Here is a 25,396-nt window from a genome sequence, read left to right as displayed (position 1 = left end):
GCCTATGGACCTGGAAATCGGAATCGATTTCCGGCTGGCGCAAACTGCTACAGCGTCGCCAGGCTGACAACCGATCGGGCTTGGTCCAGTGGCAGCACGAAGGTCGATGCCGCTGAAACACGCTTTCCAACCATGCTCGCGATCGCACGGATGGTGCTGTTGGACGTGAGGCCGCTGGGGCGTCGACGGCAGGCCAACTATCCTGCCGGCCTCAATGCTTGAGGTGGATCGTCACCCAGCCTTCGCGGTGCAGGGTGCGCACGTGGCGGAAGTTCTGGCCGACATAGGCCGAGATGACGGCGTCGCGCTGGCGATCGAGAATGCCTGACAGCACGATCGAGCCGCCGAGCGCGATGTGCCCGGCCATTTGCGGCGCCAGCCGCATCAGCGGCCGTGCCAATATGTTGGCGACGATGAGATCGAAGGGTGCACGCTTGCCGAAGATCGGGTGGTGAAAGCCCGGTGCGGTCACCGTTTCGACGAGCCCCTTGACGTGGTTCAGCCGCGCATTGGCGGCGGCGACCTTCACCGCCACCGGATCGATGTCGGTGGCGAGCACCGAAATATGCGCCAGCTTGGCGACGGCGATCGCCAGCACCGCGCTGCCCGTGCCAAGGTCGAGCGCGTTGCGCGGGTGCTCGCGCCGCACCACTTTCTCCAGCATTTCGAGGCATCCCGCGGTTGTGCCGTGATGGCCGGTGCCGAAGGCAAGGCCTGCCTCGATCTCGATGGCGAGTTCGCCGCTGCGGCGTTTCCTGCGGTCATGCGCGCCGTGGACGAAGAAACGGCCGGCGCGCACCGGCTTCAGGCCTTCCAGCGAACGCGCCACCCAATCGATGTCGGGCAGCTTTTCGCGCTCGACCGGTTTTGACAGAGTGAGGCCGGCCAGAACGTCCTTCACCCGCGCCTCGACCGCGTCGACGTCGCCGTCGGCGTAGAGCGAGACTTCGTGCATGTCCTGGTCTTCGTCGACCTCCAGCACGGCGATCGGCAGGCCTTCGTCCTCGAAGGCCATTTCGAGCGCCGCGAAAATGCGTTCAGCCTCGATCTTCCCGGTGGTGAAATGGAGTCGCGTCTGAGTCATGTAGACTGGGTTTCTTCTTTGAGCTTGATCTTGTCCGAAAACGGGTTCCGCTTTTCGCTTACGCGGTCCTTCGCTTCGGGATCAAGCCTAGCCCTTGGCGGCAAGACGCTTCAGCTTCTCAACGGCGGTGTCGGCACTTTCCCCATAGGCGATGGTTCCGGCGAAGTCTCCCTTGCCATTCAACAGCAGCACCGAGGCCGTGTGGTCCATCGTGTAGTCGCCGTCGCCGGTGTCGACCTTCTTCCAGTAGATGCCGAAGGACTTGGCCATGGCATGGACCTTGTCCGGGTCACCGGTGATACCGGTGATACGGTCGGAGAAATTGCTGACATAGGCGTTCATCACCTGCGGCGTGTCGCGCGCCGGATCGATCGAGACGAAATATGCGTGCAAGTTCTTGCCGTCGTCACCGAGCGTCTTCAGCCAGCCGGAGAGTTCGAACAGCGTGGTCGGGCAGACCTCGGGGCAGTGGGTGAAGCCGAAGAAGACGACGCTCGGCTGTCCCCTGAAGGCGGCCTCGGTGATCGGCGCGCCTTTCTGGTCGACCAGGGTGAACGGGGCTCCGAACGGTTCGCCGCCATAGTGGCCGCGATACCAGTCGAAGGTCAGCCAACCTATGCCGGCCGCCATCAGGACGAGAATGCCGATCAGGATAGAACGCATCATCAGAAAAGTCCGCCTGCAGAAATCATCGCGCCGGCTCAGTGCGCCGGTGCGACAGTCTTAGCGGTTCGACCTTGCCCAGGCAAAGTGCCGCGTTGCCGCAACCGCATATGGTGTTGAGGTTGCTGCTTGCAAAGCAGCCCACCTCGCCCCACCTGAGACCGGCTACTCGAACCGCAGGAGGCTTCCTTGCAAAGACCGATTGGGCCAAAACTGATCGGCGGCGCTCTGGCCGCATGCCTTGTCCTTGGTGCTGGGGGCGCCATTGCCGAGGAAGTCGGCAAGGTTGGCGTCGACTGGGTCGGCAATGACATTATGATTGACGCGATCAAGGACCCCAAGGTTGATGGGGTGACCTGCCATGTCGCCTATTTCGACCGAAGCATCGTCGATAGGCTGCACAAGGGCAACTGGTTCGAAGATCCCAGCGATTCCTCGATCTCGTGCCGCCAGACCGGCCCGATCACCATCGGCGATATCGATATGGGCGAGAGCGGCGAGGAGGTGTTCAAACAAGGCCTCAGCCTGATCTGGAAGAAGCAGGTGGTGAACCGCATCTACGACAAGACCAACGAGACCTTGATCTATCTGTCGCACTCGCGCCAGGTGCAGAACGGCTCCGCGAAGATGTCGGTCACGACGGTGCCGCTCTACGGCCAGAACGTGGTGTGGACCAAGGGCAAGCCGAAATAGGCTGATCGGAACTCTTTCCGGAACCGGCTTGACGGATAATTGGTCCCGCTTGCGGGAACAATTGCTCTGACGTAAAGCCGCGCCCATGGACCGTTCCGAAAACCTCGTCCTGAAAGATCCCGAGCCGCGCATCCACCCGACCGCGGAGCTGAAGGCGTGCAAGCTTGGCCGCTATACCTCGATCGGCGAGCGGGTGGTGCTGCGCGAGGTGAGCGTGGGGGATTTTTCCTATTTCGAGCGCCATGCGGAGGCGATCTACACGAGCATCGGCAAATTCTGCTCGATCGCCGCCAACAGCCGCATCAATGCGCTGGAGCATCCGATCGAACGGCTGACCCAGCACAAGGTCAGCTATCGGCCAAACGAGTATTTTCGCTGGTTGGGCGTCGATGCCGCATTTCGCGAGCGGCGGCAGGCGAAGGCCGTGGCCATCGGCCACGATGTCTGGATCGGCCATGGAGCGGTGGTCATGCCTGATATCACCATCGGCAATGGGGCCGTCATCGGCGCCAATGCGGTGGTGACTCACGATGTGCCGTCCTACACGATCGTGGCCGGCGTGCCGGCGAAGCCGCTCAGGCCGCGCTTCGCTCCTGAAATCGCGGCGCGGATCGAAGCTCTCGCCTGGTGGGACTGGCCGGTCGAGAAACTCGCCAAGGCGGTTCCCGACATCCAGGCAATGCCGATCGAGGCCTTCCTCGATCGCTGGGAAAACGATGCCGTTTGAGCCTGAAGTGATCGTCTGTTTGTATGCTGGTCGGCGCTTTCGGGAAATCACGCTCCGCGCCACGGACTGAAACCCCTTCCGCCATGCGGGGGTGGCGCGGCGGAAGGGGCTGGAGGTAAACCGCCGTGAAGCGGACGGAACAGGGACTTTTGCCTGCACGGTTACCATGACATTGAACCGGTAAGGTCTGTTTTTCACCGTATGCGCGCATTGCGTGCATTCAATTGCAGCGGTTGTATTTATTGTCTGCGGGAACCCGAACGGTCGCCGGTTGTTTCTCATCGCGGCAGCCATTGAGGGACCTCCACAGATGGAAAAGCTCTTCACCAGGATCGCCAACCGGGTCGCCCACATAACCGGCCTGTCACCGACATTTGCCGTCTGCTGCCTGGTCGTAGTCATCTGGGCGGCGAGTGGGCCGTTGTTCAATTTCTCGGACACCTGGCAGTTGGTGATCAACACCGGCACGACCATCGTCACCTTCCTGATGGTGTTTCTCATCCAAAACACCCAGAATCGGGACGGCGCGGCGATCCAGGCCAAACTCGATGAACTGATCCGGGTCAGCGAGGGCCGCAACCGCTTCATCGGCATCGAGCACCTGACGGAATCCGAGGTCGAGGAAATCCGCGACAAGTGCGAGCAGGCGGCGCGCCGGCACGATGAGAAGATCGCCGCCATGGCCGCAAAGAAGGCCGTGGCGCAAAAACGAACTCCGAAAAAGCGCGCGGCCTAAAGACTCGAGCTTAGTCTTTCATGAAGGCCGCGAACGCGTCCTTGTAGTTTGGATGCCAGCGTGACAAAGCGGGGCGGTTTTCGATGATGTCTCCGGCCGCCCATGCCATGCGCTTCTCGTCCAGCGGCCGCGCCGTCTCGTTGTCGGGACACAGGATGTAGAAGTCGCCCCGGACCAGCGATTCCAGCATGAAATCAACGACCTGTTCGCCTGTCCAGGCGCCGGCGGGCTTTTCCGTCGCCCCTATGGTGAGGCCGGTATAGGTGAAGCCGGGGATGAGCAGATGGGCCGACAGACGGGCACCGGGCTCGTTGCGCAGCGCATGCGCCAGGCCTTCGGTGAATGTCTTAACCCCGGCCTTGGAGACATTGTAGGCGAGGTTGCCGGGTGGTGTGGTGATGCCTTGCTTGGAGCCTGTGTTGACGATGAGGCCCGGCCTGCCTGAGGCCAGCATGCGCGGGGCGAAAGCTTCGACGCCATGCACGACGCCCCAGAAATTGATATCGAGCAGCCGTTTCCAGGCGTCGCGGTTTTCCCAGGGCTTTCCGGGGTTGTCGCCGACACCGGCATTGTTCATCAGCAGCGAGATGTCGCCGAAGGCGCCGAATGCCCGGTCGGCTAGACGATCGACCTCATCGGCGTTCGAAACGTCGGCGGCGACCGCAAGCACAGCGTCATTGCCGGCGATCGCGGAGATGGCCCGGGAAGCATCGTCAAGGCGCGCGCCGCCAATGTCGGCGAGCACGATCTTCATTCCCATCAGCGCCAGCCGCTTGGCGGCCGCGAGACCAATTCCGCTGGCGGCGCCGGTGATGATAGCGGTCCTGCCTGGCTCAAGGGCGGGCAGGGCGGTCTGAATCTCGGTGTCGGGGATCATCGGCGATGGCTTCCTTCTTCGATAGCGCCGAACTTAGCGCCGCGACGGGCTTGCGCAAGCCCTTCGGGCAGCGGCGCTCAAGGCCCCGTGGCGCACACTGAAAGTGGTGTTTCATGCATGTCCTTGTCCCCAAACCGCAGCGCGTTCCCCAGCGGGAGAGATGGGTTCGGGTTGACCATGCCGGCCGAGGCTGCGCATGCTGCCCCGGCAAATGGAGATTTTCGATTGACGGACTGGGTCGCAATTCTGAAGGAGCAGACCGCCACCGGCGAACAGATGGGGCGCGAGGTACCGCAGATGCTGGCCAACCCCGACATCACCGAAGCCCAGGTGAAGACGTTGTTTTCAGCGCTGGAAAAGCAGGCCGATTTCGTCGAGAAACTGCGCATGGCGCTGGAAAAGTTCGGCCATGATTTCTCGATCATCAAGGCCGCGGAACGGCTGGAGGAGCGCTATGCCGATCTGGCCGCCGCGGTGGCGGAAAAACTGAAAGAGATGCGCGGCTAAGCAATTCGCGGCTAAGCAATTGCAGGAAAAGTGCGAAGCGGTTTTCCGCCCGGAATTGCGCCGAACCCAAGAGCAATTCCAGGAAAGTGCGAAGCGGTTTTCCGTCCGGCATCGCGCCGAGCGATGAGCCTGCGTGTTATTTTTCGAGAACGCGCGAAAAACGCGTGTCCGGTACAAGCCACACCAGGGCGATAGCGACGTAGAGCGCCACACCGATCCACCGGTTGAGGAAGGTAAGCGCGATCGCCGCGAGGTAGACGGCGAGGGAAAGCCTTCCCTTGCGGTCCCGGCCGATCGCCTTGGCGAAGGCGGTGTCCGGCCCGTGCAGCCGATGCAGGGTAATGACCAGGATGCCGTAAGCGGCGGCACACATTGCAAGGTCGAAACCGTAAACCGCGACCGGAACCGTGGCGAAATGGTTCTCGCCCATGAAAGCCGTCGTTACCGGCATCAGGGATAACCAGAACAGCAGATGCAGGTTTGCCCACAGCACGCCACCATCGACGCGCTGCACGGTGTGGAACATGTTATGCAGGTTGTTCCAGTAGATGCCGACATTGACGAAGGAGAGCACGTAGCAGAGGAAGATCGGCAGTTGTGGCACCAGGGTGGAGAAATCCTCGCCTTCCGGCACTTTCAGGTCCAGCACCATGATGGTGATGATGATGGCCACCACGCCGTCGGTGAATGCCTCGACCCTGCCTTTGCCCATGATCACCGCCCTGCCTAAAAGGAATTGTCGAAAGACAGCAAATTGTTAGCTCATCTGGCCGGTTCGATAAACGGCATGCGACAAATCCTCAACCATGGCAGGGGAACTTTCGCGCCAGGCCGCCGATGGTGCTGACAGGCATTGGCTGGTTGTTGACCTTTCTGCTCCCGGCTCTTGCCTTCCTCGCGCCGAAGATCGCGCCCAGCTTTGCCTGCAAATGGACCTGGTTGCACCGGATATACGGCACAAATCCGCTTCGTGATTGGACCGGGATCAATGGCTCCGGTCCGTCCTTTTCGGCTCGTGCTTTCCTCTCCAGGCTTTCCTCTCCAGGCTTTCCGGCCTGTTGTGTCAGGAGCCCGCCAACCGGCCGGAACGCCGCGGATGAAAACGCGTTAGGGTCGCGATCCCCCAAACCGGAACGAGGTTGGCATGGGCTTTCCCGATTTGGCGCATAAGCAAGAGGCAACTCGCGGCGACGGTCTTGCCATCCCGACCGTCGCCGCGATGATCGCCGTGCTGTTTGCCGGCAGCACGGTGCTGACGCCGCTCTATATCCTCTACAAGCAGCAATTCGGCTTTTCACAGATCACGCTGACGTTGATCTACGCGGTCTATGTCGTGGGAAACCTAGGAGCCTTGCTGCTGTTCGGCGGCGTGTCGGATGTTGTCGGGCGCCGGCCCGCCGCTCTCGGGGCGATGATCGTTGCCATCGTCAGCGCGATCGTCTTCCTGTTCTCCGAGAATGTTCTTTCGCTGGATATAGCGCGCATCCTGAGCGGGCTCGGCATCGGTATCGGCGCGGGGTCCGGAACCGCCTGGATTGCTGAACTTCTCTCCCGTACCGACAGGTCGCGCGCCAGCGTGATCGCCACCAGCACCAATTTCCTCGGCCTCGGCTTTGGCGCGCTTGTCTCGGGACTGTTGGCTCAATATGAGCCCTGGCCTTTGCGCCTCGTCTTCGTCACCTATCTCTTGGCGCTTGCAGTGGTGACGATCCTGGTCTGGCGCACCCGCGAAACCGTGGCGAAGCCAGGCAGCCTCAGGCGCATTTCCATACGGCCGCAATTCTCCGTGCCGCAGGAAATCCGCGCGCGCTTTGTTGCGCCGGCGGTTACCGGCTTTGGTGCCATGGCGTTGGTCGGCTTCTACGCTGCAGTGGCGCCAAGCATCCTGGCGCAGCAGCTTCATGAGGCCAACCACGCTGTTGCCGGTGCGCTGTTCTTCGAACTAGCGATCGTCGCGGCGGCCAGCATCGTGGTGCTGATGCGCGTGCAGAGCAACAGGGCCATGCTGGCCGCGCTGGGCTTGATGATCCCGAGCGTCCTGCTGGTGGTCGCGGCACAGATATCGGCCTCGATGGCGCTGATGATCGTGGCCACCGCCTGCTGCGGCGTCGTGGCGGCGCTTGGCTACCGGGGCGGCCTGCAGGTGGTGAACGAGATCGCGCCGAAGGATCGCCGGGCGAAAGTCGTCTCCAGCTTCTTCATCTGCTGCTTTGTCGGCAACGCCTTGCCCGTGATCGGCATCGGCATCGTCTCTACCTATGCCGGTTCCGTCGCCGCGAGCCTTGCCTTCGCCGGCATCATCATCGTGTTTGCGCTGGTGGCGCTGGCCTTCGGGGTGAAGCACAGCCGGTAACACGACGCGGTGCCCGGCCTCAGCCGTTCGGCGCTCCCGGAGAAAGATGCGCGCGCTGGCGCGGCACACCAAGCCCGGTATCCGGCGGCTCGCCCGCTGCGGGCCTGTTCTCGATCATATGGACGGTGCGCCAGCCACCAAAGCGGTAATAGGCCGCGGCCAGAACCAGCGAGGTGATCGAACCCGCCGGGAAACTCCACCACAGCGCCTCCTCGCCGATCACACCGCGCATGAAATAGGCAAAGCCGGTGCGCACGACCAACACCGAGATCACCAGGATGATCAATGGCGGCATCACGGCACCGGTGGCGCGCACCGTCGCGAACAGAACGATGGTGGCGCCGAACAGGATGAACGACCAGGACGCGACATTGTTGATGTGGGCGGCAATGTCGATCGCCGCGCTGTCGCTGCTCAGGAACAGGCTGAGGATCGAGCGGTCGAAAACCCAAAGCAGCGCGACCAGGGCGCCGGTCAGGACGAGATTGAAGCCGACGCCGGAGGCAGCGACGCGGCCGATCCGGTCCCAGCGGCCGGCGCCGACATTCTGCGCCGCCATGGAGGAGACCGCGGCGCCGATGGCGAGCGCCGGCATCTGGATGTAAGTCCACAGCTGCGCGGCGATGCCATACGCCGCGGCGACCTGCGACCCGTATGAATTGACGATGCCCATCACGGTCAGCGCGGCCGCCGAGATGACGATCATCTGCAAGCCCATCGGCACGCCCTTGAAGACGACGATGCGCAATAGGGTGGGGTCGGGCCGCAGCAGGGCGAGGTTGGCGCCGGCCAGCCGCAGCGGATGCTTGCGGGCGTAGAGCACGACAAGGATGGCGATCACGCTCACCGTCTGGCCGATCAGCGTCGAGGTCGCCGATCCGGCGATGCCGAGTTCGGGAAACGGGCCGATACCGCGGATGAGCAGGGGATTGAGCACAATGTCGAGAACGACCGCCAGCGCCATGAAGATGAAGGGCGTGCGCGAATCGCCGGCGCCGCGCAGCACGGTCATGACGAAGGACAGAAGGTTCATCATCGGCACGGCGACGAAGATGATGCGCAGATAGGAACGCGCCAGTGGAAGCGCGTCGGCCGGAGTGCCGAGCGTGCGCAAAATCGCATCGACCCAGATCCAGCCGCAGACCGCGAAGACCACCGATATGAGGAAGAAGAACGTGGCGCTTGTGCCGACGATGCGGCGCGCCTCGGGCAGGTCGCGCGCGCCGACCGACTGCGCCACCAGGATGGTGGCCGCCATGCCGATGCCGAACACGGTGCCAAGGATCAGGAACAGGACGAGGTTGGCGTTGGACGTGGCGGTCAGCGCCGATTCACCAAGGAAGCGGCCGACCCAGACGGCGTTGATCGACCCATTGAGGGATTGCAGCACGTTGGAGCCGAGGACCGGCAGAGCGAACAGCAGGAGTGTCCGCGGGATCGGACCGCTTGTCAGGTCGCCGGTTCGCCGGCGTGAGGGCATTTTTTCGTCCATGGCTGGCAATTCGGTGAAGACCTGTTTGAACCCGGTTGCGATGATTGCAGATTGAACCGGACAGGTCGATGTGAAGCGTCCAGGCCGTGGTCCAGCCGGTGAAGAGATGGCCGGTCTGGACACTGCCGCCTGAAAAGATACAGCGTCGGCTGGAACTGGCAAGTCCAGGACGGCTTGCCGCCCGGCCCGCGTCCGCGCCGCAAAAGACACGCGCGACCGCACGGCACGTCGGATTGGATTCCATAGCCGGCGTGGTCGAGCCCGTGCCGCCAAGCGAGGCGGAGATGTTGAGTCGGGTCTTTACGACTTGCGGGCGGACGCGCTCGGCGCGCCCGCCCGCATGCGGCATTACTTCTTTGCGAGACCCGGAATTGTGACCTGATAGACCAGGAACATGGTGTCGACATCGGCGCCATCGTCGGCCTTGTAGGATGCGCCGACCTGGAAGCCGTCCTGGGTCAGGAAGTCGTTGTCATTGGCGACGAACAGGAAATAGTCGTCGGGCAGCTTCGGATCGAGCACGCTGGCAAGCGACATTGCTTCCCATTTCTCGGAAAGCTCGTTGCGGTCCTTCGCCCCGCCATTGTGCAGGCCGAAACGGCCGAGCTCGGCAGCGTCGTTGATGTCGATGAACGGCATCAGCTTGGCCGGCGTCACCGACGGATCGAGCACGCCCTTGGGCGCCACCGGCTTGTCGGCGGCATCGAAGGCGCCGCCGGCGATGTCGGTCGCAGCGGAGACATCGACGATGTTGATCCGGCGGTAGAGCGAGGCGTCACCTTTTGCCAGCCCCTGGCCGTTGCCGCTGTCGCGGGCCAGCATCAGGAACGCCGTATCCGACAGTGCCACGATCTCGCTTTGCGCGGCGACCTTGGTCTTGCCCTTGGCATCCTTGAACACCGGCAGCGGCACGACATATTCATGCGCGAGCTTGAGGTGGGCGAGATCGGAGGCGCCATAGACCAACGCCCTGGTGTTCTGCCGCGTCGCAGGGGAATCGCCGCCATCCTGCCTGGGCGCCGACTGCAGCACGGCGATCAGGAACTTGCCGTCCGGCGTCATCGCCATGCCTTCCAGGCCCTGGTTGTTCTGGCGGCCGGTCTCGGGATCCTTCGGATCAGGATCGGCAGCGCCCGGACCTGGATTGTCCGAGGAGAAATTCGGCGCGCCCTTGCGCATCGGCACGAGGGCGGCGGGCGGCTGGGTCGCGGACATCAGGCGGCCTTGCGCCGAGAAGCGGTAGATATTGGGGCCATATTCGTCGGAGATGAACATCGAGCCGTCGGGAAGCCGCACGATCGCCTCGTTGTCGAGGGCGAGCTTGCCGTTGGTAGCGACAGGCAGCATCGGCATGTCGCCGGCGGCCGGGCGCACATCCGACAGCGGATCGAGGCCGGTGGTGTCGGCGCCCTTGTCGTCGGTGAGCAGCATCGTGTCGGCAAGCGTTGCCTTGACGGCGGTCTGCTTCTGGCCGGCGGCGGGTGTCGCGCCCGGCGCGATAGGCGAGAACTCGATCACGACAGTGTTGACACGCGCACGGTAGTCGGTGGTGCCGGCGACGTTGTAGCCGCGATCCGGCAGCAACCAGAGCGAACCCTTGTAGCCGGCGGCGTCACGCGTCCAGCCTGACGTGTCGATCGCCATGCCGGAGCCCGAGCCGAACGTCTCGCCGAGCTTGTCGCGCTGAGCGGCCGGAATGCGGCCGACGCCGACCAGGCCCTTGTTGACGAAGCTGGTGCCGCCGACGGTCGCGGTGTTATCGGCGAGCGCCGGCGTCAGGGCGGTGAACAAGGCCAGCGCGACGGCGAGCCACGCGGTTCGGTGCGGGTGTTTCATGGACAATCCTCTTGTGACAAAGCATGCCGGAGCGGCTGAACGACGAAAACGGAAAGAGGTGCCACATCGATGATGCCGCGCGCGCCTCCCCGGAAGCGATCTAAGGGGTGAACATGATGCTGGCGTGACAGCGGGCGGCGCATCCCTGCCAGCGTTACTTGCACCGATGAAAGGCGGGATAGCGCGAGAGGCTTGACCTGCATCGGGCGCATTCAGCGCACTAGACACTTATGTCCAGTGCGTATATGGTGCCGGCTTCGGACAGATCGGGAGGGAAGGCCTTGAAGCCGCATTATCGCGCAGTGGTCATCGGAGGTGGGGTGGTCGGCGCTTCGGTGCTCTACCATCTGACGCGGTTCGGCTGGCCGGATGTGGCGCTGATTGAGCGTGCCGAGCTGACCGCGGGCTCTACCTGGCACGCCGCGGCCGGTTTCCATGCGCTCAACGCTGATCCCAACGTCGCGGCGCTGCAGGATTACACCATCAACCTCTACCGCGAGATCGAAGCCGAATCCGGCCAGGAAATCGGCCTGCACATGACCGGCGGCGTCAACATCGCCAGCGATCCCGCCCGCTGGGAGTGGCTGAAGTCGGCCTGGGCGGTGTTCCAGTCTGTGGGCATCGAAACCGCGCGGCTGGTGACGCCGGAAGAGATCAAGGAGATCTGCCCGATCGTCGATGTCGCCGGCGTGCTCGGCGGCCTGCACGATTCCAACGAGGGCCATCTCGATCCCTATGGCACGACGCATGCCTATGCGGGCGCCGCCAGGAAGCGCGGTGCCGACGTCATCCTGCGCAACCGTGTGGTCGAGCTGAAGTCTCGCGCCGATGGGCATTGGGACGTCGTCACCGAGCAGGGCACAATCGTCGCCGAGCATGTCGTCAATGCCGGCGGCTTGTGGGCAAAGCGGCTCGGCCGCATGGCCGGTGTCGACCTGCCGGTGACGCCGATGGAGCACCATTATTTCGTCACCGAGGATATTCCCGAGATCGCGGCGCTCGACAGGGAAATCGGCATCGCCGTCGACCTCGACGGCTTCTCCTACCTGCGCCAGGAGCGCAAGGGCGTGCTGCTCGGCGTTTACGAGCAGAATCCGAAGCACTGGAACATGGATGGCGCGCCATGGGACTACGGCATCGAACTGATCCCGGAAGACATAGACCGTATCAGCCCGGAACTCGCCAAGGCGCATGAGCGCTTCCCGTGCCTTGCAACGGCCGGCATCCGCAAATGGGTCAATGGCGCCTTTACCTTCACGCCGGACGGCAATCCGATCGTCGGACCGGTGCGCGGCTTGAAGAACTACTGGGTCGCCTGCGGCGTCATGGCCGGCTTCAGCCAGGGCGGTGGCGTCGGCAAATCGCTGGCCGAATGGATGATTTTCGGCGAGCCGCAGGCCGACATTTTCGGCATGGACATTGCCCGCTACGGCGCTTTCGCCGCCAACCGCGAATATCTCAAGCAGACGACGCGCCAGTTCTATTCGCGCCGTTTCGTCATGACCTTTCCCAATGAGCGGCTGCCAGCCGGCCGGCCCTTGAAGCGCCCCGGCGCCTATGACGGGATGGCTGCCGCGGGCTGCGAATGGACGGCCTCATGGGGGCTGGAAATCCCGGCCTATTTCGCGCCGATGGGGTTTCGCGAGAACACCACGCTCAAACGCTCCAACGCCTTCGACATTGTCGGCGACGAGGCGCTGCAGGTGCGGCGTGCGGCGGGTCTCATCGATATCTCGGCCTACTCGCGGTACGAGATTTCGGGAGCTGGCGCGCAGGCGTGGCTCGACCGGCTACTGGCGTGCAGGTTGCCAAAGGCCGGGCAGGCGCGGCTGGCGCCGATGCTCGGGCCGGACGGGCGCTTGAAGGGCGACCTCACCGTGATCAACTGGGGCGGTGGTGACTATTGGCTGATGGGCTCTTACTACCTGCGCGAATTCCACATGCGCTGGCTCGAGAGCCAGGCGCGAGAGGACGTTACGGTCACCGACATTTCGGACGCCATGAGCGGCTTCCTGCTGACGGGCCCGAATGCGCGCAAGATCCTGGAGCGCACCACGCATCAGGATGTGTCGGCGGCAGCGCTGCCGTTCATGGCCTGCGGCGCGTTCGACATCGGCATGGTGCGTGCACGGGTTGCCCGCCTTTCCATTGCTGGCGAACTCGGCTTCGAGATCAGCTGCCCCGTGGCCATGCACGCGACGCTGCGCCAAACGCTGCTGGCCGCCGGCGAGGACCTTGGTCTGGTGGAGGTCGGCTACTACGCGCTCAATGCATTGCGGCTGGAGAAAAGCTTCGGCATTTGGTCACGCGAATTCACGCAAGGCTACACTCCAGGGCAGACCGGACTCGACCGCTTCATCGCTTTCGACAAGGGCGATTTCGTCGGCCGCGACGCGGCGCTGAGGGAGCGCGAGGCGGGCACCTCGCAGCGGATCGTGACGCTGGAGATCGAAGCCGTCGATGCCGACGCCAGCGGCTTCGAGCCGGTGTGGCGCGACGGCCGCCGCGTCGGCTTCGTCACCTCGGGCGGCTTTGGCTACACGATCGGCAAGAGCGTCGCGCTGGCGTTGGTTGACGACGATTTTGCCGAGGAGGGGACGACGCTTTCGGTGCACATTGTCGGCGTCGAGCGGCCGGCGCGGGTCATCGCGGCCTCGCCCTATGATCCCTCGGGCAAGGCGATGCGGCAATGAGGAGGATTTTCGATGGTCGATGACGCGGCACGAGACAGCAGGCGCGAACGCCGGCGTGGACGGACAGGCGAGGCCGGCAGCGAGAGCAGCCGCCGGCCGAATTACCGGTCGCTGAAGAACCCGTTCCTGCCGCAGCCGATCTTTTCGGATGACCAGGTCGCGGCGATCCACGACACGGCGCTGCGTGTGCTGGAAGAGCTCGGCATCAAGGTGCTGCTGCCGCAGGCGCGCGACTATTTCGCTCGCGCCGGCGCGCTGGTCGATCCGGACACCGACATGGTGCGCATCGGCCGCGACATGGTGGCGGCGGCGCTGGCCTCCGCGCCGCGATCGATCCATGCCCATGCCGGCGCGCCTGACCGCGACCTGTCCCTCGAACTGGGTTCGATGACGTTCCTGGCCGGCTCCGGCGCGCCCAACGTCACCGACCTCGTACGCGGCCGGCGGCCCGGCACGCTCGAGGCTTTCGAGGAGTTCATCAAAATGGTGCAGCATTTCGATGTGCTGCACATGCTGGGGCCCTGCGTCGAGCCGCAGGACGTTGACAACCGTTTCCGCCACTATGCCGTCAACCGCGCGCAGTTGACGCTGTCCGACAAGTTTCCTTTCGTGTTCGCGCGCGGCACGCCGCAGGTCGACGACAGTTTCGAGATGGTCAGGCTGGCGCGCGGCCTGTCGCGGGACGAATTTCAGTCGAATGCCTGGTGCTACACCGTCATCAACACCAACTCGCCGCGCCAGCTCGACATACCGATGGCGCAAGGCATCATCGATTTCGCCAGGGCGGGCCAGGTCTCGATCATCACGCCGTTCTGCCTGGCGGGGGCGATGGCGCCGATCACGGTGGCCGGCGCGCTGGCGCTGCAGCATGCCGAAGCCCTGGCCGGCCTGACGCTGGCGCAGATCGTGCGGCCCGGCGCGCCGGTGGTCTATGGCTCCTTCTCCTCCAATGTCGACATGAAGTCCGGAGCGCCGGCCTTCGGCACGCCCGAGCACATCAAGGCGACGCTCGGCGCTGGCCAGCTGGCCCGTTTCACCGGCCTTCCCTGGCGGTCCGGCGGCGGCAGTGCCGCCAACATCTCGGACGCGCAGGCGGCGCATGAGACGCAGTTCGCCTTGTGGGGCTCGGTGCTGGCCGGCGCCACCGTCTGCATCCACGCGGCCGGCTGGCTGGAGGGGGGCTTGAGCGTCTCGCTGGAGAAGCTGGTCACCGATGTCGAGGCCTTGCAGACGATCGCCGAACTTTGCGCGGCGACGCCCGGCGACAGCGATTCCATTGGGTTCGAGGCGATCGCCGAAGTGCAGCCGGGCGGCCATTTCTTCTCGGCAGGTCATACCATGGCACGCTACCGCACCGCCTTCTACGAGCCGCTGGTGGCCGACTGGTCGAATTTCGGCAACTGGACACAAAGCGGTTCCAAGACCGCCACCGAACGCGCCACCGGCATCTGGAAACGCATCCTCGCCGATTTCGCGCCGCCGGCGACGGCGGTGGCCACGTCAGGCGTGCTGGACGAGTTCATCGCGCGGCGCACCGAGGAGGGTGGAGCAGCGCCGGTATCGTAAGAGACCAGAAATACGAGAAACGCCTGACGGAGTCGCAACTTTCGCTGTGTGACCAGTATCTTGCCATTGGCAATTGGCGCATGCCGTGCAGGAATGAGCAGATGCGCGAAGCGTTGATCGCATTGGTGATCTTCCTATGCCTGGTGGCGGCGGCGTTCGCCAGCATGGCGATCTGGCCGACATTGCCGGCCAAACATCGCGACGACGACACGAACACCGTGGTTCGGCTCACCGCCAATCTGTTCGGGGTCATGACGTCGCTGATGCTCGGGCTGATGATCAACTCGGCCAGGAACACCTACGAATCGATCGACCGCAACGTGCACGCCTATGCGACCGAAATGATCCTTCTCGACCGGTCGCTCCGGCAATACGGGCCTGGGACCGACGTGGTGCGCCAGCCTCTTGGCATCTATGTGCAGCGCGTGACGGGTCAGGACTCGCCGACCCATGAAACGCCAATCGACGCCAACCGGCTATCGGAGCATCTGCTCATTGAGATCGGCAATAGACTGAGTGCGCTGATACCGGCGGATGACGCGCATAGCGCCTTGCTGCAAGATGCCCGCCAGCATCTGCAGAAGGTGACGGAACTACGTTGGGTTCTGATCGAGCAGTCGGAGAGTACGATCCCCGTGGCGCTGATTGTCATGCTGGTTGCCTGGCTGGTGCTGATCTTCGCCGGTTTCGGCTTCAGGGCACCGCGAAACGCGATCACCATCGGCACCTATGTAGTGTCGGCAGCCATGATTGCCGGGGCGATCTACCTGATCTTCGACATGGATCTGGCATTTTCCGGCCCGATCCAAATATCGACGGCACCGCTGGAGAGGGCGCTGGCCGAATTGCAACGATGATGCGGAACCGGCGCCGTTCCCGGGCATTCACCGGGACTAACCACGGAGGACGACATGGGTTTCGACCAGTATCACGAACCGCCAGAAGAACTGTCGCAGCAAGTGCGGACCTTTGCCCGCATGATCACCTCGCTGATCGAGGAGGCGGAAGCGATAAGCTGGTACGAACAGCGCATGGGGGTGGAGAAGGACCCTCAGGCCAAGGCGATCATGCAGAACGCGCAGAGCGAGGAATTCAAGCATTTCGGCATGGATCTCGAATTCCTGCTGCGCCAGAAGCTGGACTGGCGGGCGGAACTGAAGGAAATCCTGTTCACGACGGGCGATATCGTGAAGGCCGGCGAGCGGGGCGAGAAGAAGGTGGATTGAGGGGCTGCGGCCAGACGGGGCCGGCAGAACTCACACCGCCGCGACAAACCCGTCCAGCACACGTTTCTGGCCGGCTTTGTCGAAGTCGATGGTCAGCTTGTTGCCTTCGATGGCCGAAATGTTGCCATTGCCGAATTTCTGATGGAAGACGCGGTCGCCGACGCTGAAGGGCGACGGCTTGTCGGCGACGGATTTGGCGACCAGCTCGCCGTCGATGGTGCGGCCTTTTATGCTCGTGCGGCCGGCGCCGTAGCCGGAATCGGTCTCGCCATAGCCGATGCGCTCGACCTGATGACCGGAGCGTGTGCCCCAGTTGCGGTCGGTCGCCTCGGTGCGGTTGGCCTGGGCGCGCTGCCAGCCGGGCGTCGAGTAGGTGTTGGAGAAAGCCCCCGACTTTTCCGTGCCGCCGGAATTGCCGCCAATATTGTCGAAGCGCGAGGCGCCGTAGGGATTCTGCCTTCCTGCCCCTTTGCCGCCACGGCCGGAGGCGAAGGAGCCGCCGCCATAAGGATTGCCGTAGCCGCCATAGGAATTGCCGGTTTCGGCGATCTCGACATGGGCGTCCGGCAGTTCCTCCAGGAAGCGAGACGGGATGGTCGATTGCCAGAGGCCATGGATGAGGCGGTTGGAGACGAACCAGAGATGCAGGTTCTTCTTGGCCCGCGTCAGGCCGACATAGGCGAGACGGCGCTCTTCCTCCAGGCCGGAGCGGCCGCCCTCGTCGAGCGCGCGTTGATGAGGAAAGAGGCCTTCCTCCCAGCCGGGCAGGAAGACGGTCTCGAATTCGAGGCCCTTGGCCGAATGCAGCGTCATGATGCTGACGGCGTCCTGGTCGGCATTCTGCTCGGCATCCATGACCAGCGCGACATGTTCGAGGAAGGAGCGCAGCGACTCGTACTCCTCCATCGAGCGGATCAGTTCCTTGAGGTTCTCCAGCCGGCCGGGCGCCTCGACCGAACGGTCGTTCTTCCACATGTCGGTGTAGCCGCTCTCTTCGAGAATGGTCTCGGCAAGCTCGGTGTGCGGCTTGGTTTCCAGCGCCTTCTGCCAGCGTTCGAAATTGGCGGCCACTTCGCGCAAAGCGGCGCGGGGTTTTGGTTTCAGCTCGTCGCTTTCGGCGAGCGTCGCCGCCGCCTCCAGCATCGGGATGCGCAGCGCGCGCGCCGTGTCGTGGATCTGGCGGATGGTGGCCTCGCCGAGCCCGCGCTTGGGGACGTTGACGATGCGCTCGAAGGCAAGGTCGTCGGTACCATTGGCAACGACGCGGAAGAAGGCCAGCGCGTCGCGGATTTCCATGCGCTCGTAGAAGCGTGGACCGCCGATGACGCGGTAATTGAGGCCGAGGGTGATGAAGCGGTCTTCGAAGGCGCGCATCTGGAAGGAGGCGCGCACCAGTATCGCCATGTCGTTGAGATTGTGCTTCTGGCGCTGGTAGGCCTCGATGGTCTCGCCGATGGCGCGGGCTTCCTCCTCGGAATCCCAGGCCGCGTGCACATTGACCTTGCCGTCCTCGGGATCGTCACGGTCGGTGAACAGCGTCTTGCCGAAGCGGCCTTCATTGTGGGCGATAAGGTGGGAGGCGGCGCCGAGGATATGCGCGGTGGAACGATAGTTGCGCTCCAGCCGGATGATGGTGGCGCCGGGAAAATCCTTGTCGAAGCGCAGGATGTTGTCGACCTCGGCGCCGCGCCAGCCGTAGATGGATTGGTCGTCGTCGCCAACGCAGCAGATGTTGACTTTGTTATCGCTCACGGGCTGTTCCGCGCCTGCCGGCGCGGGCCCTCCGCGCGGGTGTCGCAACGGCTCGGACGCCCGGTCGGGCTTGCGGCCTTCGGCCGATTGGAGATCGCTTGTCGGCGATGCGCGCGAAACCTGCGGCCTTTGCGCCAACAGCCGCAGCCACATGTACTGGGCGGTGTTGGTGTCCTGGTATTCGTCGACGAGGATGTATTTGAAGCGCTTGTGGTATTCCTTCAGTACGTCCGGATTGGCGCGGAAGATGCGTATCGGGTGGCAGAGCAGGTCGCCGAAATCGCAGGCATTCAGCGTCCGCAGCCGCTCCTGATAGGCCTTGTAGAGTTCGCGGCCCTTGCCATTGGCGAAGCTGCGCGCGTCGCCCTCGGCGATATCGGCCGGACCTTGCCCCTTGTTCTTCCAGCCGTCGATCATCTGGGCGAACTGCTTGGCCGGCCAGCGCTTGTCGTCCAGGCCTTCGGCCTGAATCAGTTGCTTGATCAGCCGCACGACGTCGTCGGTGTCGAGGATGGTGAAGTCGGAACGCAGCCCCGCGAGTTCGGCGTGGCGGCGCAGCAGCTTCACGCCAATCGAATGGAAGGTGCCGAGCCAGGGCATGCCCTCGACATTGCCTTCGCCGATCAGGATGCCGATGCGCTGCTTCATCTCGCGCGCGGCCTTGTTGGTGAAGGTCACGGCCAGGATCTGCGACGGGAAGGCCTTGCCGGTGGCGAGGATGTGGGCGATGCGGGTGGTCAGGACGCGCGTCTTGCCGGTACCGGCGCCGGCCAGCACCAGAACCGGGCCCTCGGTGGTTTCCACCGCCAGCCTCTGCTCGGGGTTCAATCCCCTGAGATAGTCGGGCGCGTTGTTATGACCGCCGCGGGCGGCCATGGCGCGCGCGGCAATGCCCGACGGGGCCGCGGGCCGCGCATTGGGTTCGTCGAAAAAGGGCATGTCTTCGGAAAAGCCGGACATCTCCCCCGAATGTAGTGATTCGGTGGCGAAAGACCAGAACTGTCTACGTTTTGTTCCCGGTAAAGTGCCGAGAAGGCCGCTCAGGCCTTGCGGTAGCCGAGAGCGACGAAAAATCGCTGCCCTAGCGCACGCGCCTCGTCGGTTATCGCCGCGCCCAGAGCGACCTGCATCTGGTCGTAATAGTGGCTACCGGCAGGTGAGGCCAGGAAAGCTTCGTAAAGGCCGAGATCATCAAGCGACAAGTCGCGACACGCGAAAGCAGTATTTTCCATGATCCGCTTTTCGGCTTTCTCGCGAATGTTACCGGCCTGCTTATGGCAAGATGGATTGCCACCTTGGCGTGTGGGCCAGCTTGACAGGCGGAGCGGGTGAGGGAAAGCTGAACAAAGGGCAGGGACGTTGCCCATGGCCGCCTCACTGGCGAGCAACAGTCGAAGGAGTATCATCTTGGCTGTCACCATCACCTCCCTCATCCTCTTCCTCATCGGCCTGGCGCTCGGCGCGGGCGGCATCTGGTTGGCTTCGCTGGGCGGCAGTTGGTATTACATCATTGCAGGCCTCGCCTTCCTGATCACCGCCTGGCTGCTCTATCGACGCCGGTCCACCTCCCTGTGGCTTTACGCAGCGATCGTGCTCTGCACTTTGGCCTGGGCGGTCTGGGAAACCGGCTTCGACTGGTGGGAACTCGGCCCGCGCGGCGGCATCATCGTGCTGGTGGCGCTGTGGCTTTTGACGCCCTGGGCGAGGCGCGGCCTTGCCGGGCCTGACGGGCGCGCGCCGCTGATCCTGGCCGTGCTGGCATCGCTGGCGGTGGCCGGCTATTCGATGACCGCGGACCCGAAGGACATTGGCGGCGCGCTCGACACCGACAAGGTGATCCCCAATGCCAATCTTGGCGGCGACGTGCCAGCTGGCGAGTGGCACTTCTATGGCCGCACGCAGTTCGGCCAGCGTTACTCGCCGCTCGATCAGATCACACCGGACAATGTCGCCAATCTGCAGCCGGCCTGGACCTACCGCACCGGCGATGTGAAGGGGCCGGACGATGTCGGCGAGACCACCTATCAGGTGACGCCGCTTAAGATCGGCGACAGGCTCTACATCTGCACGCCGCACAATTTCGCCATCGCCATCGATGCGGCGACCGGCAAGGAGAAATGGCGCTACGACCCCAAGATCAAGCTCGACAAGGACCGCCAGCACCAGACATGTCGCGGCGTGTCCTACTATGCCGATGCCGCCGGGGCCGTCGGCCAGCCTTGCGCAAGCCGTGTCTACCTGCCGACGTCGGATGCGCGGCTGATCGCGCTCGACGCCGCCAATGGGCAGGTTTGTCCGGCCTTCGCCGAGGGCGGCACGCTCAACCTTTTGACCGGCATGCCTTACCCGAAGTCGGGTTATTACTATTCGACCTCGGCACCGCTGATCGCGGGCGGCAAGATCATCGTCGGCGGCGCGGTCAACGACAATTATTCGACGCAGGAGCCGTCCGGCGTCATCCGCGCCTATGATGCGAGCACCGGCAAATTGCTGTGGAACTGGGATTCCGGCAATCCGGATCAGATCACGCCGCTGCCGGCCGGCCAGACCTACACCGCCAACTCGCCCAACATGTGGTCGACGCCGAGCGCCGACGAGAAGCTCGGCCTGGTCTATGTGCCGCTCGGCAACCAGACTCCCGACCAGCTCGGCGCCGGGCGCAGCGCCAATGTCGAGAAATTCTCCTCCTCTATCACCGCGCTCGACCTCAACACCGGGCAGTTGAAATGGGTGCGGCAGACCGTGCACCACGACCTCTGGGACATGGACGTGCCGGCGCAGCCGAGCCTGATCGACATCACCAAGGGCGACGGGACAGTGGTGCCGGCGCTGGTCGGACCGACCAAGCAGGGCGATCTCTATGTGCTCGACCGGCGTACCGGCGAACCGATGATACCGGTCAAGGAAATGCCGGCGCCCGGTGGCGCCATCGAAGGCGACCACACATCGCCGACGCAGCCGGCGTCGGGCCTCTCCTTCAACCCGCCGCCGCTGACCGATGCCGATATGTGGGGCATCACCATGTTCGATCAGCTGGCGTGCCGGATCGCCTTCCACAAATTGCGCTATGAAGGCCGCTACACGCCGCCCTCCCTACAGGGATCGCTGATCTATCCCGGCAATTTCGGTGTCTTCAACTGGGGCGGGGTCGCCGTGGACCCGGTGCGGCAGGTGATATTCGGCATGCCGACCTACCTGGCGTTCACATCCAGACTTATTCCTCGCGCCGACGTGCCGCCGCCGGGCGACGCGAAGGGCAGCGAGCAGGGGCTGAACCGCAATGAGGGCGCTCCCTACGCGGTGGTTATGGGACCGTTCCTGTCGCCGCTCGGCATTCCCTGCCAGGCGCCGCCCTGGGGCTATGTCGCCGGCGTCGATCTGAGGACCGGCGCGGTTGCCTATAAGCACCGCAACGGCACGGTCTACGACATGACGCCGCTGCCGCTGCCCTTGAGGGTCGGCGTGCCCGGTATCGGCGGGCCGATGATCACCGCTGGTGGCGTCGCCTTCCTGGGTGCCGCGGTTGACGACTATCTGCGCGCCTACGACCTGACGTCCGGCAAGCAGCTCTGGCGGGCGCGGTTGCCGGCCGGCGGGCAGTCGACGCCGATGACTTATACGGTCGCCGACGGACGCCAGTTCGTGGTCATCGTCGCCGGCGGCCATGGCTCGGTCGACACCAAGCCCGGGGACTATGTGATGGCTTACGCGCTGCCGAAGTAAGGCAATGCTGGACGAGTGATCGATCAAGTTCTGCCGGAATTGTTGTGCAGGGATTGCGCCAGGGCTGAAATTGCACCTTCTCCCCAGTCACTCCACTGGGAGAAGGTGGCGGCAGCCGGATGAGGGCGGCGCAAAGCCTTCCGAGTCGAACGCCTTAGCCAAGCCCCAGATGGCTCTTCAGGCTCGGCACCGAGCCGAGCACCTCGTTGGTCAAATCGGGGCCGGCGGCGGCTTCGGCCTGCTGGACCAGCGTGGCGCCCGCCTTCTGGATCTGCGCCATGTCGAGGCCGGATGCCTTGAGCGCGGCGAGGCCGTTGACCAGCGCGCCCGCTTTTTCGCCGAGAACGCCGCCAAGCGCGCCCTGCAGTGAGGACAGGAAGCCGCCACCGCCGGCTGGGGCGGCGGCCATGACGTCATATTGGTGGGCAAGATCATCGGCGCCGGGGATCTTGGCGAAAAACGAGGAGGCGCTGGTGCCATCGGCCTCGTGCTCCAGCACCGAGAGGATGGTGCCGACGACTTTCTCTGTCGTCGCCTGATCGAGGCCTGCCTTTTGAGAAACGGTGTTGACGATATCCTGGACGTTCATGATCTCACCTCATCCTTGGGTTTTGGTGTTTGCCGGATGGCGCTGGCGGCTGCGAACCTTGACCATGGATTTCCAGCTCGTGGCGACAACGGTCGCGCGCATCGCCAGGATGGCGGCTGCGGCAACCATGAAGGCGGTTGCCAGGATTGGCGAGGTCATGGTCATCGGCGTGTTCCTTTCAGATCGGACCATTCAGGACCGTGGCCGCCCCATGGGGCGGCCGGTTCCTCAGTTTCCCCCACTATTGTGGCAGCGCCATCAAGATTTGTCGCCGATGACCAAAACGTGATGATCGTCCCGCCGCTCGCCCATAGCCGCGCAACCGGAGTGTCACCGAGCCGTGACTGGACGATGTGAGGCTCGCCCCTATCTTGCCAACCGCAAGGCAGTCGAGGCATCGAGATCGAGGAGTGCGTCCATGACGACGACATCCGCAAACACCGGAAAACCCGTCATTACCCAGGCGATGATCGACGCCTATGACGAATACACCCATCTGACGCTCGATCGCCGGCGCTTCATGGAACAGCTGACGAGGCTTGCCGGATCGGGCGCGGCGGCGGCCGCGATCGCGCCGCTTCTGGCTGCCAATTCCGCCCAGGCGGCAATCGTTGCCGACAACGACCCCCGCGTGAAAGGCGAGGACATCACCTATCCCGGCAGCGGCGGCGAAATGAAGGGCTATCTGGTCAAACCGGCAAACCAGACCGGCAAGCTCGGCACCGTCATCATCATCCATGAAAACAGGGGGCTCAACGCGCATATACGCGACGTCGCCCGGCGCGTGGCGTTGGAGGGGTTCGTGGCGCTTGCGCCGGATTTCCTGTCACCGCTCGGCGGCACACCCGCCGACGAGGATAAGGCGCGCGACATGTTCACTCAACTGGACTCCGCGCAGACCGTGGCCGACGGCGTGGCGACCGTCGCCTTCCTCAAGGCCGACAAGGACGGCAATGGCAAGGTCGGCGTCATCGGCTTCTGCTGGGGCGGCGGGACGGCCAACATGCTGGCCGTCAACGCGCCCGATCTCGCCGCCAGCGTCGCCTATTACGGCATGCAGCCGAAGGCCGCCGATGTCTCGAAGATCAAGGCCGCGTTGCTGCTGCACTATGCCGGGCTCGACGAACGCACCAATGCCGGCATCGATGCCTTCAAGAAAGAGCTCGACGCCGCCCATGTCGAGTACACGGTCTATGTCTATGAAGGCGCCAACCATGCCTTCAACAATGACACGTCGGCGGCCCGCTACGACAAGAAGGCGGCCGATCTCGCCTGGGGCAGGACTGTCGCTTTCCTCAAGCAGAAACTGGCATAGCGCGAGTGTCACGCAGCCGGCCGGGTCACCTGGCTGATGGGGCCGGCTTGTGGAAGGCAACGCCGGCCACCACCAGCGCGATGCCGAGGCAATCCCTGAGGCCGGGAACCTGGCGTAGCACGATGACGCCGATCAGCGTTGCCGTGACCGGCAGCAGCGATAGCATCAGCGCAAAGCTCGAGCGCGGCAGCCGTGACATGGCAAGCTGATCGCAGATGTAGGGAATGACCGAAGAACAGATGCCGACACCAATCGCTGCAATGAGAAGCAGCGGTGAGAAGAAGGCGGGCAGCGCGTCTCTGAGGCCGATCGGCAGCACGACGACGAAGGCGACCGCCATGGCGGCGCCGAGGCCCGCTATGCCGTCGCCCGCACCGGCGTGGGCGACGCGGTGGCCAAGAACGATGTAGCCGACAAAGAGCGCGCCGTTGAGGAAGGCCCAGAACAGCCCGACAGGATCGCTGGACCATTTGACGTCGATCAGCAGCAAGGTGCCGCTGACGGCCACGGCCAGGGCGGCCAGGTTGCGAGCGCTTCTGAGGCCGACCAGCGCGACGCCGATGGTGCCGACGAATTCGATCGCCGCCACCAGCGAGATCGGCAGTCGGTCAAGCGCCAGGTAGAACGAACAGTTCATCACCGCCAGGCAGGTGCCGAAGGCCAGCAACAGCAGGCGGGTTGGGCGATCGGCGCGGGCGAAGCTCCGCCATGGGCGCGTCAGCGGCGCAAAAATCAGCGCCGCGCTGGCGATGCGCAGCCATGCCATGCCGAGCACGCCAACATGCGGGAAAAGCAGCACGGCGAAGGCCGGTCCGAGATAGTGGAAGACGGCGCTGACACCGAACCAGACATGCGGCGGCAGGTTTTCCGCCAGGCTGCCGGGCAGGTGGCGGCCGAGGGCAGGGCTGGCGGCAGAAGCTTGCGTTCGATCGTCCATCGGATCAGTATCGCAGGCGTTTTTCGCAGTTTACATGGATAATGGTCGATTATCAGGCCGTTTTCATCACTGGAAGCAAGGAGCTTTCAATGAAGCGCCTTCGGATTGAAAATATCGATCTTGATGCGGCCGACATGAAGATCCTGCGCCTCTTGGAAAAAGACGCACGCGCCAGCACGGCGGAGCTTGCGCGCTCGGTCGGCCTGTCGGCGCCCAGCGTCGCCGAGCGCATCAAGCGGCTCCAGGAAAATGGCGTGATCGAAGGCTATTCGGTGAGGATCAATCCTGCGGCCCTTGGGCTGAAGCTGTCGGCGTGGCTGCGCATCCGGCCGGTGCCGGGACAATTGTCGGTCGTGGCCGAGATCATTCGCGAACTGCCCGAAATCGCGCAATGCGACCGGGTGACCGGCGAGGACTGCTTCATCGCCCTGGCGCACGTCGGCTCGGTCGCCGAACTCGAACGGGTGATCGACCGCATCATCCCCTATGCGATGACGAACACGGCCATCATCCAGTCGTCGCCGGTGACCACGCGTTCGCCTCTGGCGGCGATCCGGCGATCGCCGTGAAATAGCGCGAAGTTATCGGATGTTTCTGCGGGGCGGCTGTCACGAACGGCATCAGCCT

Annotated in this window: 23 protein-coding genes; 13 read left to right on the top strand and 10 right to left on the bottom strand. The window is 63.9% G+C overall.

The window, feature by feature from the left end:
- Positions 1 to 211 precede the first annotated feature (211 nt).
- The gene (locus FJ934_RS06685; protein WP_140608006.1) at positions 212 to 1,084 is read right to left on the bottom strand and encodes a 50S ribosomal protein L11 methyltransferase; all 873 of its coding nucleotides are present in this window, start codon (positions 1,082 to 1,084) and stop codon (positions 212 to 214) included.
- Positions 1,085 to 1,171: 87 nt separating this feature from the next.
- Positions 1,172 to 1,750 carry an SCO family protein gene (locus tag FJ934_RS06680; protein WP_140608004.1) on the bottom strand — a complete coding sequence of 193 codons (579 nt, stop codon included), beginning with the start codon at positions 1,748 to 1,750 and terminating at the stop codon, positions 1,172 to 1,174.
- Between the two features lie 186 nt (positions 1,751 to 1,936).
- Between FJ934_RS06680 and FJ934_RS06675 the strand changes: the two genes are divergently transcribed.
- From FJ934_RS06675 to FJ934_RS06665, 3 genes are all read left to right on the top strand, one after another.
- Positions 1,937 to 2,440, top strand: a complete 504-nt coding sequence (locus FJ934_RS06675; RefSeq protein ID WP_140608002.1) for a CreA family protein — start codon at positions 1,937 to 1,939, stop codon at positions 2,438 to 2,440.
- An 85-nt stretch (positions 2,441 to 2,525) separates the two neighbouring features.
- Positions 2,526 to 3,167 carry a DapH/DapD/GlmU-related protein gene (locus FJ934_RS06670; RefSeq protein ID WP_140608000.1) on the top strand — a complete coding sequence of 214 codons (642 nt, stop codon included), beginning with the start codon at positions 2,526 to 2,528 and terminating at the stop codon, positions 3,165 to 3,167.
- Positions 3,168 to 3,477: 310 nt separating this feature from the next.
- Positions 3,478 to 3,903, top strand: coding sequence for a low affinity iron permease family protein (locus FJ934_RS06665; protein ID WP_140607998.1), 426 nt, complete (start codon positions 3,478 to 3,480; stop codon positions 3,901 to 3,903).
- A 10-nt stretch (positions 3,904 to 3,913) separates the two neighbouring features.
- Here FJ934_RS06665 and FJ934_RS06660 read toward each other — a convergent pair whose 3' ends face one another.
- Complete coding sequence (locus tag FJ934_RS06660) at positions 3,914 to 4,780, bottom strand: SDR family NAD(P)-dependent oxidoreductase (RefSeq protein WP_140607996.1); 867 nt, start codon at positions 4,778 to 4,780, stop codon at positions 3,914 to 3,916.
- 225 nt (positions 4,781 to 5,005) lie between these two features.
- Here FJ934_RS06660 and FJ934_RS06655 point away from each other — a divergent pair, with 225 nt between their 5' ends.
- Entirely contained in the window at positions 5,006 to 5,287 is a 282-nt protein-coding gene (locus FJ934_RS06655; RefSeq protein WP_140607994.1) for a hypothetical protein, read from the top strand.
- 136 nt (positions 5,288 to 5,423) lie between these two features.
- Here FJ934_RS06655 and FJ934_RS06650 read toward each other — a convergent pair whose 3' ends face one another.
- Positions 5,424 to 5,999 carry a TMEM175 family protein gene (locus FJ934_RS06650; RefSeq protein ID WP_140607992.1) on the bottom strand — a complete coding sequence of 192 codons (576 nt, stop codon included), beginning with the start codon at positions 5,997 to 5,999 and terminating at the stop codon, positions 5,424 to 5,426.
- 432 nt (positions 6,000 to 6,431) lie between these two features.
- Here FJ934_RS06650 and FJ934_RS06645 point away from each other — a divergent pair, with 432 nt between their 5' ends.
- Positions 6,432 to 7,640: an MFS transporter gene (locus FJ934_RS06645; protein ID WP_140607988.1), complete on the top strand. Its 1,209-nt coding sequence runs from the start codon at positions 6,432 to 6,434 to the stop codon at positions 7,638 to 7,640.
- Positions 7,641 to 7,659: 19 nt separating this feature from the next.
- Here the strand turns inward: FJ934_RS06645 and FJ934_RS06640 are convergent, their stop codons facing one another.
- The gene (locus FJ934_RS06640; protein ID WP_246671445.1) at positions 7,660 to 9,120 is read right to left on the bottom strand and encodes an MATE family efflux transporter; all 1,461 of its coding nucleotides are present in this window, start codon (positions 9,118 to 9,120) and stop codon (positions 7,660 to 7,662) included.
- A gap of 360 nt (positions 9,121 to 9,480) precedes the next feature.
- Entirely contained in the window at positions 9,481 to 10,968 is a 1,488-nt protein-coding gene (locus FJ934_RS06630; RefSeq protein WP_140607984.1) for an esterase-like activity of phytase family protein, read from the bottom strand.
- Between the two features lie 281 nt (positions 10,969 to 11,249).
- On the opposite strand from FJ934_RS06630, the gene FJ934_RS06625 reads away from it, so the two are divergent.
- From FJ934_RS06625 to FJ934_RS06610, 4 genes are all read left to right on the top strand, one after another.
- Positions 11,250 to 13,661, top strand: coding sequence for an FAD-dependent oxidoreductase (locus tag FJ934_RS06625; protein WP_140607982.1), 2,412 nt, complete (start codon positions 11,250 to 11,252; stop codon positions 13,659 to 13,661).
- Between the two features lie 12 nt (positions 13,662 to 13,673).
- Positions 13,674 to 15,227 carry a trimethylamine methyltransferase family protein gene (locus FJ934_RS06620; RefSeq protein ID WP_140607980.1) on the top strand — a complete coding sequence of 518 codons (1,554 nt, stop codon included), beginning with the start codon at positions 13,674 to 13,676 and terminating at the stop codon, positions 15,225 to 15,227.
- 101 nt (positions 15,228 to 15,328) lie between these two features.
- Complete coding sequence (locus FJ934_RS06615) at positions 15,329 to 16,084, top strand: DUF4239 domain-containing protein (protein ID WP_140607978.1); 756 nt, start codon at positions 15,329 to 15,331, stop codon at positions 16,082 to 16,084.
- Between the two features lie 54 nt (positions 16,085 to 16,138).
- Positions 16,139 to 16,453, top strand: a complete 315-nt coding sequence (locus FJ934_RS06610; protein ID WP_140607976.1) for a hypothetical protein — start codon at positions 16,139 to 16,141, stop codon at positions 16,451 to 16,453.
- Positions 16,454 to 16,483: 30 nt separating this feature from the next.
- On the opposite strand, the gene FJ934_RS06605 is transcribed toward FJ934_RS06610, so the two are convergent.
- Positions 16,484 to 19,165: a UvrD-helicase domain-containing protein gene (locus FJ934_RS06605; protein WP_140607974.1), complete on the bottom strand. Its 2,682-nt coding sequence runs from the start codon at positions 19,163 to 19,165 to the stop codon at positions 16,484 to 16,486.
- An 80-nt stretch (positions 19,166 to 19,245) separates the two neighbouring features.
- The gene (locus tag FJ934_RS28305) at positions 19,246 to 19,626 is read right to left on the bottom strand and encodes a hypothetical protein (protein WP_226890749.1); all 381 of its coding nucleotides are present in this window, start codon (positions 19,624 to 19,626) and stop codon (positions 19,246 to 19,248) included.
- Between FJ934_RS28305 and FJ934_RS06595 the strand changes: the two genes are divergently transcribed.
- The gene (locus tag FJ934_RS06595) at positions 19,613 to 21,928 is read left to right on the top strand and encodes a glucose/quinate/shikimate family membrane-bound PQQ-dependent dehydrogenase (RefSeq protein ID WP_140607972.1); all 2,316 of its coding nucleotides are present in this window, start codon (positions 19,613 to 19,615) and stop codon (positions 21,926 to 21,928) included. The genes FJ934_RS28305 and FJ934_RS06595 overlap by 14 nt on opposite strands.
- 154 nt (positions 21,929 to 22,082) lie before the next feature.
- Here the strand turns inward: FJ934_RS06595 and FJ934_RS06590 are convergent, their stop codons facing one another.
- Positions 22,083 to 22,517 carry a hypothetical protein gene (locus tag FJ934_RS06590; protein WP_140607970.1) on the bottom strand — a complete coding sequence of 145 codons (435 nt, stop codon included), beginning with the start codon at positions 22,515 to 22,517 and terminating at the stop codon, positions 22,083 to 22,085.
- Positions 22,518 to 22,581: 64 nt separating this feature from the next.
- On the opposite strand from FJ934_RS06590, the gene FJ934_RS27910 reads away from it, so the two are divergent.
- Positions 22,582 to 22,806 (top strand): hypothetical protein, encoded by a 225-nt coding sequence (locus FJ934_RS27910; RefSeq protein ID WP_181165538.1) that lies wholly within the window; start codon positions 22,582 to 22,584, stop codon positions 22,804 to 22,806.
- A 129-nt stretch (positions 22,807 to 22,935) separates the two neighbouring features.
- A complete protein-coding gene (locus FJ934_RS06585) occupies positions 22,936 to 23,832 on the top strand; it encodes a dienelactone hydrolase family protein (protein ID WP_140607968.1) in 897 nt (298 codons plus the stop codon).
- A gap of 25 nt (positions 23,833 to 23,857) precedes the next feature.
- On the opposite strand, the gene FJ934_RS06580 is transcribed toward FJ934_RS06585, so the two are convergent.
- Positions 23,858 to 24,769, bottom strand: a complete 912-nt coding sequence (locus FJ934_RS06580; protein ID WP_140607966.1) for a DMT family transporter — start codon at positions 24,767 to 24,769, stop codon at positions 23,858 to 23,860.
- 89 nt (positions 24,770 to 24,858) lie between these two features.
- Here FJ934_RS06580 and FJ934_RS06575 point away from each other — a divergent pair, with 89 nt between their 5' ends.
- Complete coding sequence (locus FJ934_RS06575; RefSeq protein WP_140607964.1) at positions 24,859 to 25,338, top strand: Lrp/AsnC family transcriptional regulator; 480 nt, start codon at positions 24,859 to 24,861, stop codon at positions 25,336 to 25,338.
- The last annotated feature ends 58 nt before the right edge of the window (positions 25,339 to 25,396 follow it).

This window comes from Mesorhizobium sp. B2-4-12, assembly GCF_006441575.1.
Taxonomy (GTDB): domain Bacteria; phylum Pseudomonadota; class Alphaproteobacteria; order Rhizobiales; family Rhizobiaceae; genus Mesorhizobium.
Note: the sequence above shows the minus strand (reverse complement) of the source record. Positions and strands in the feature narration are given on the sequence as shown.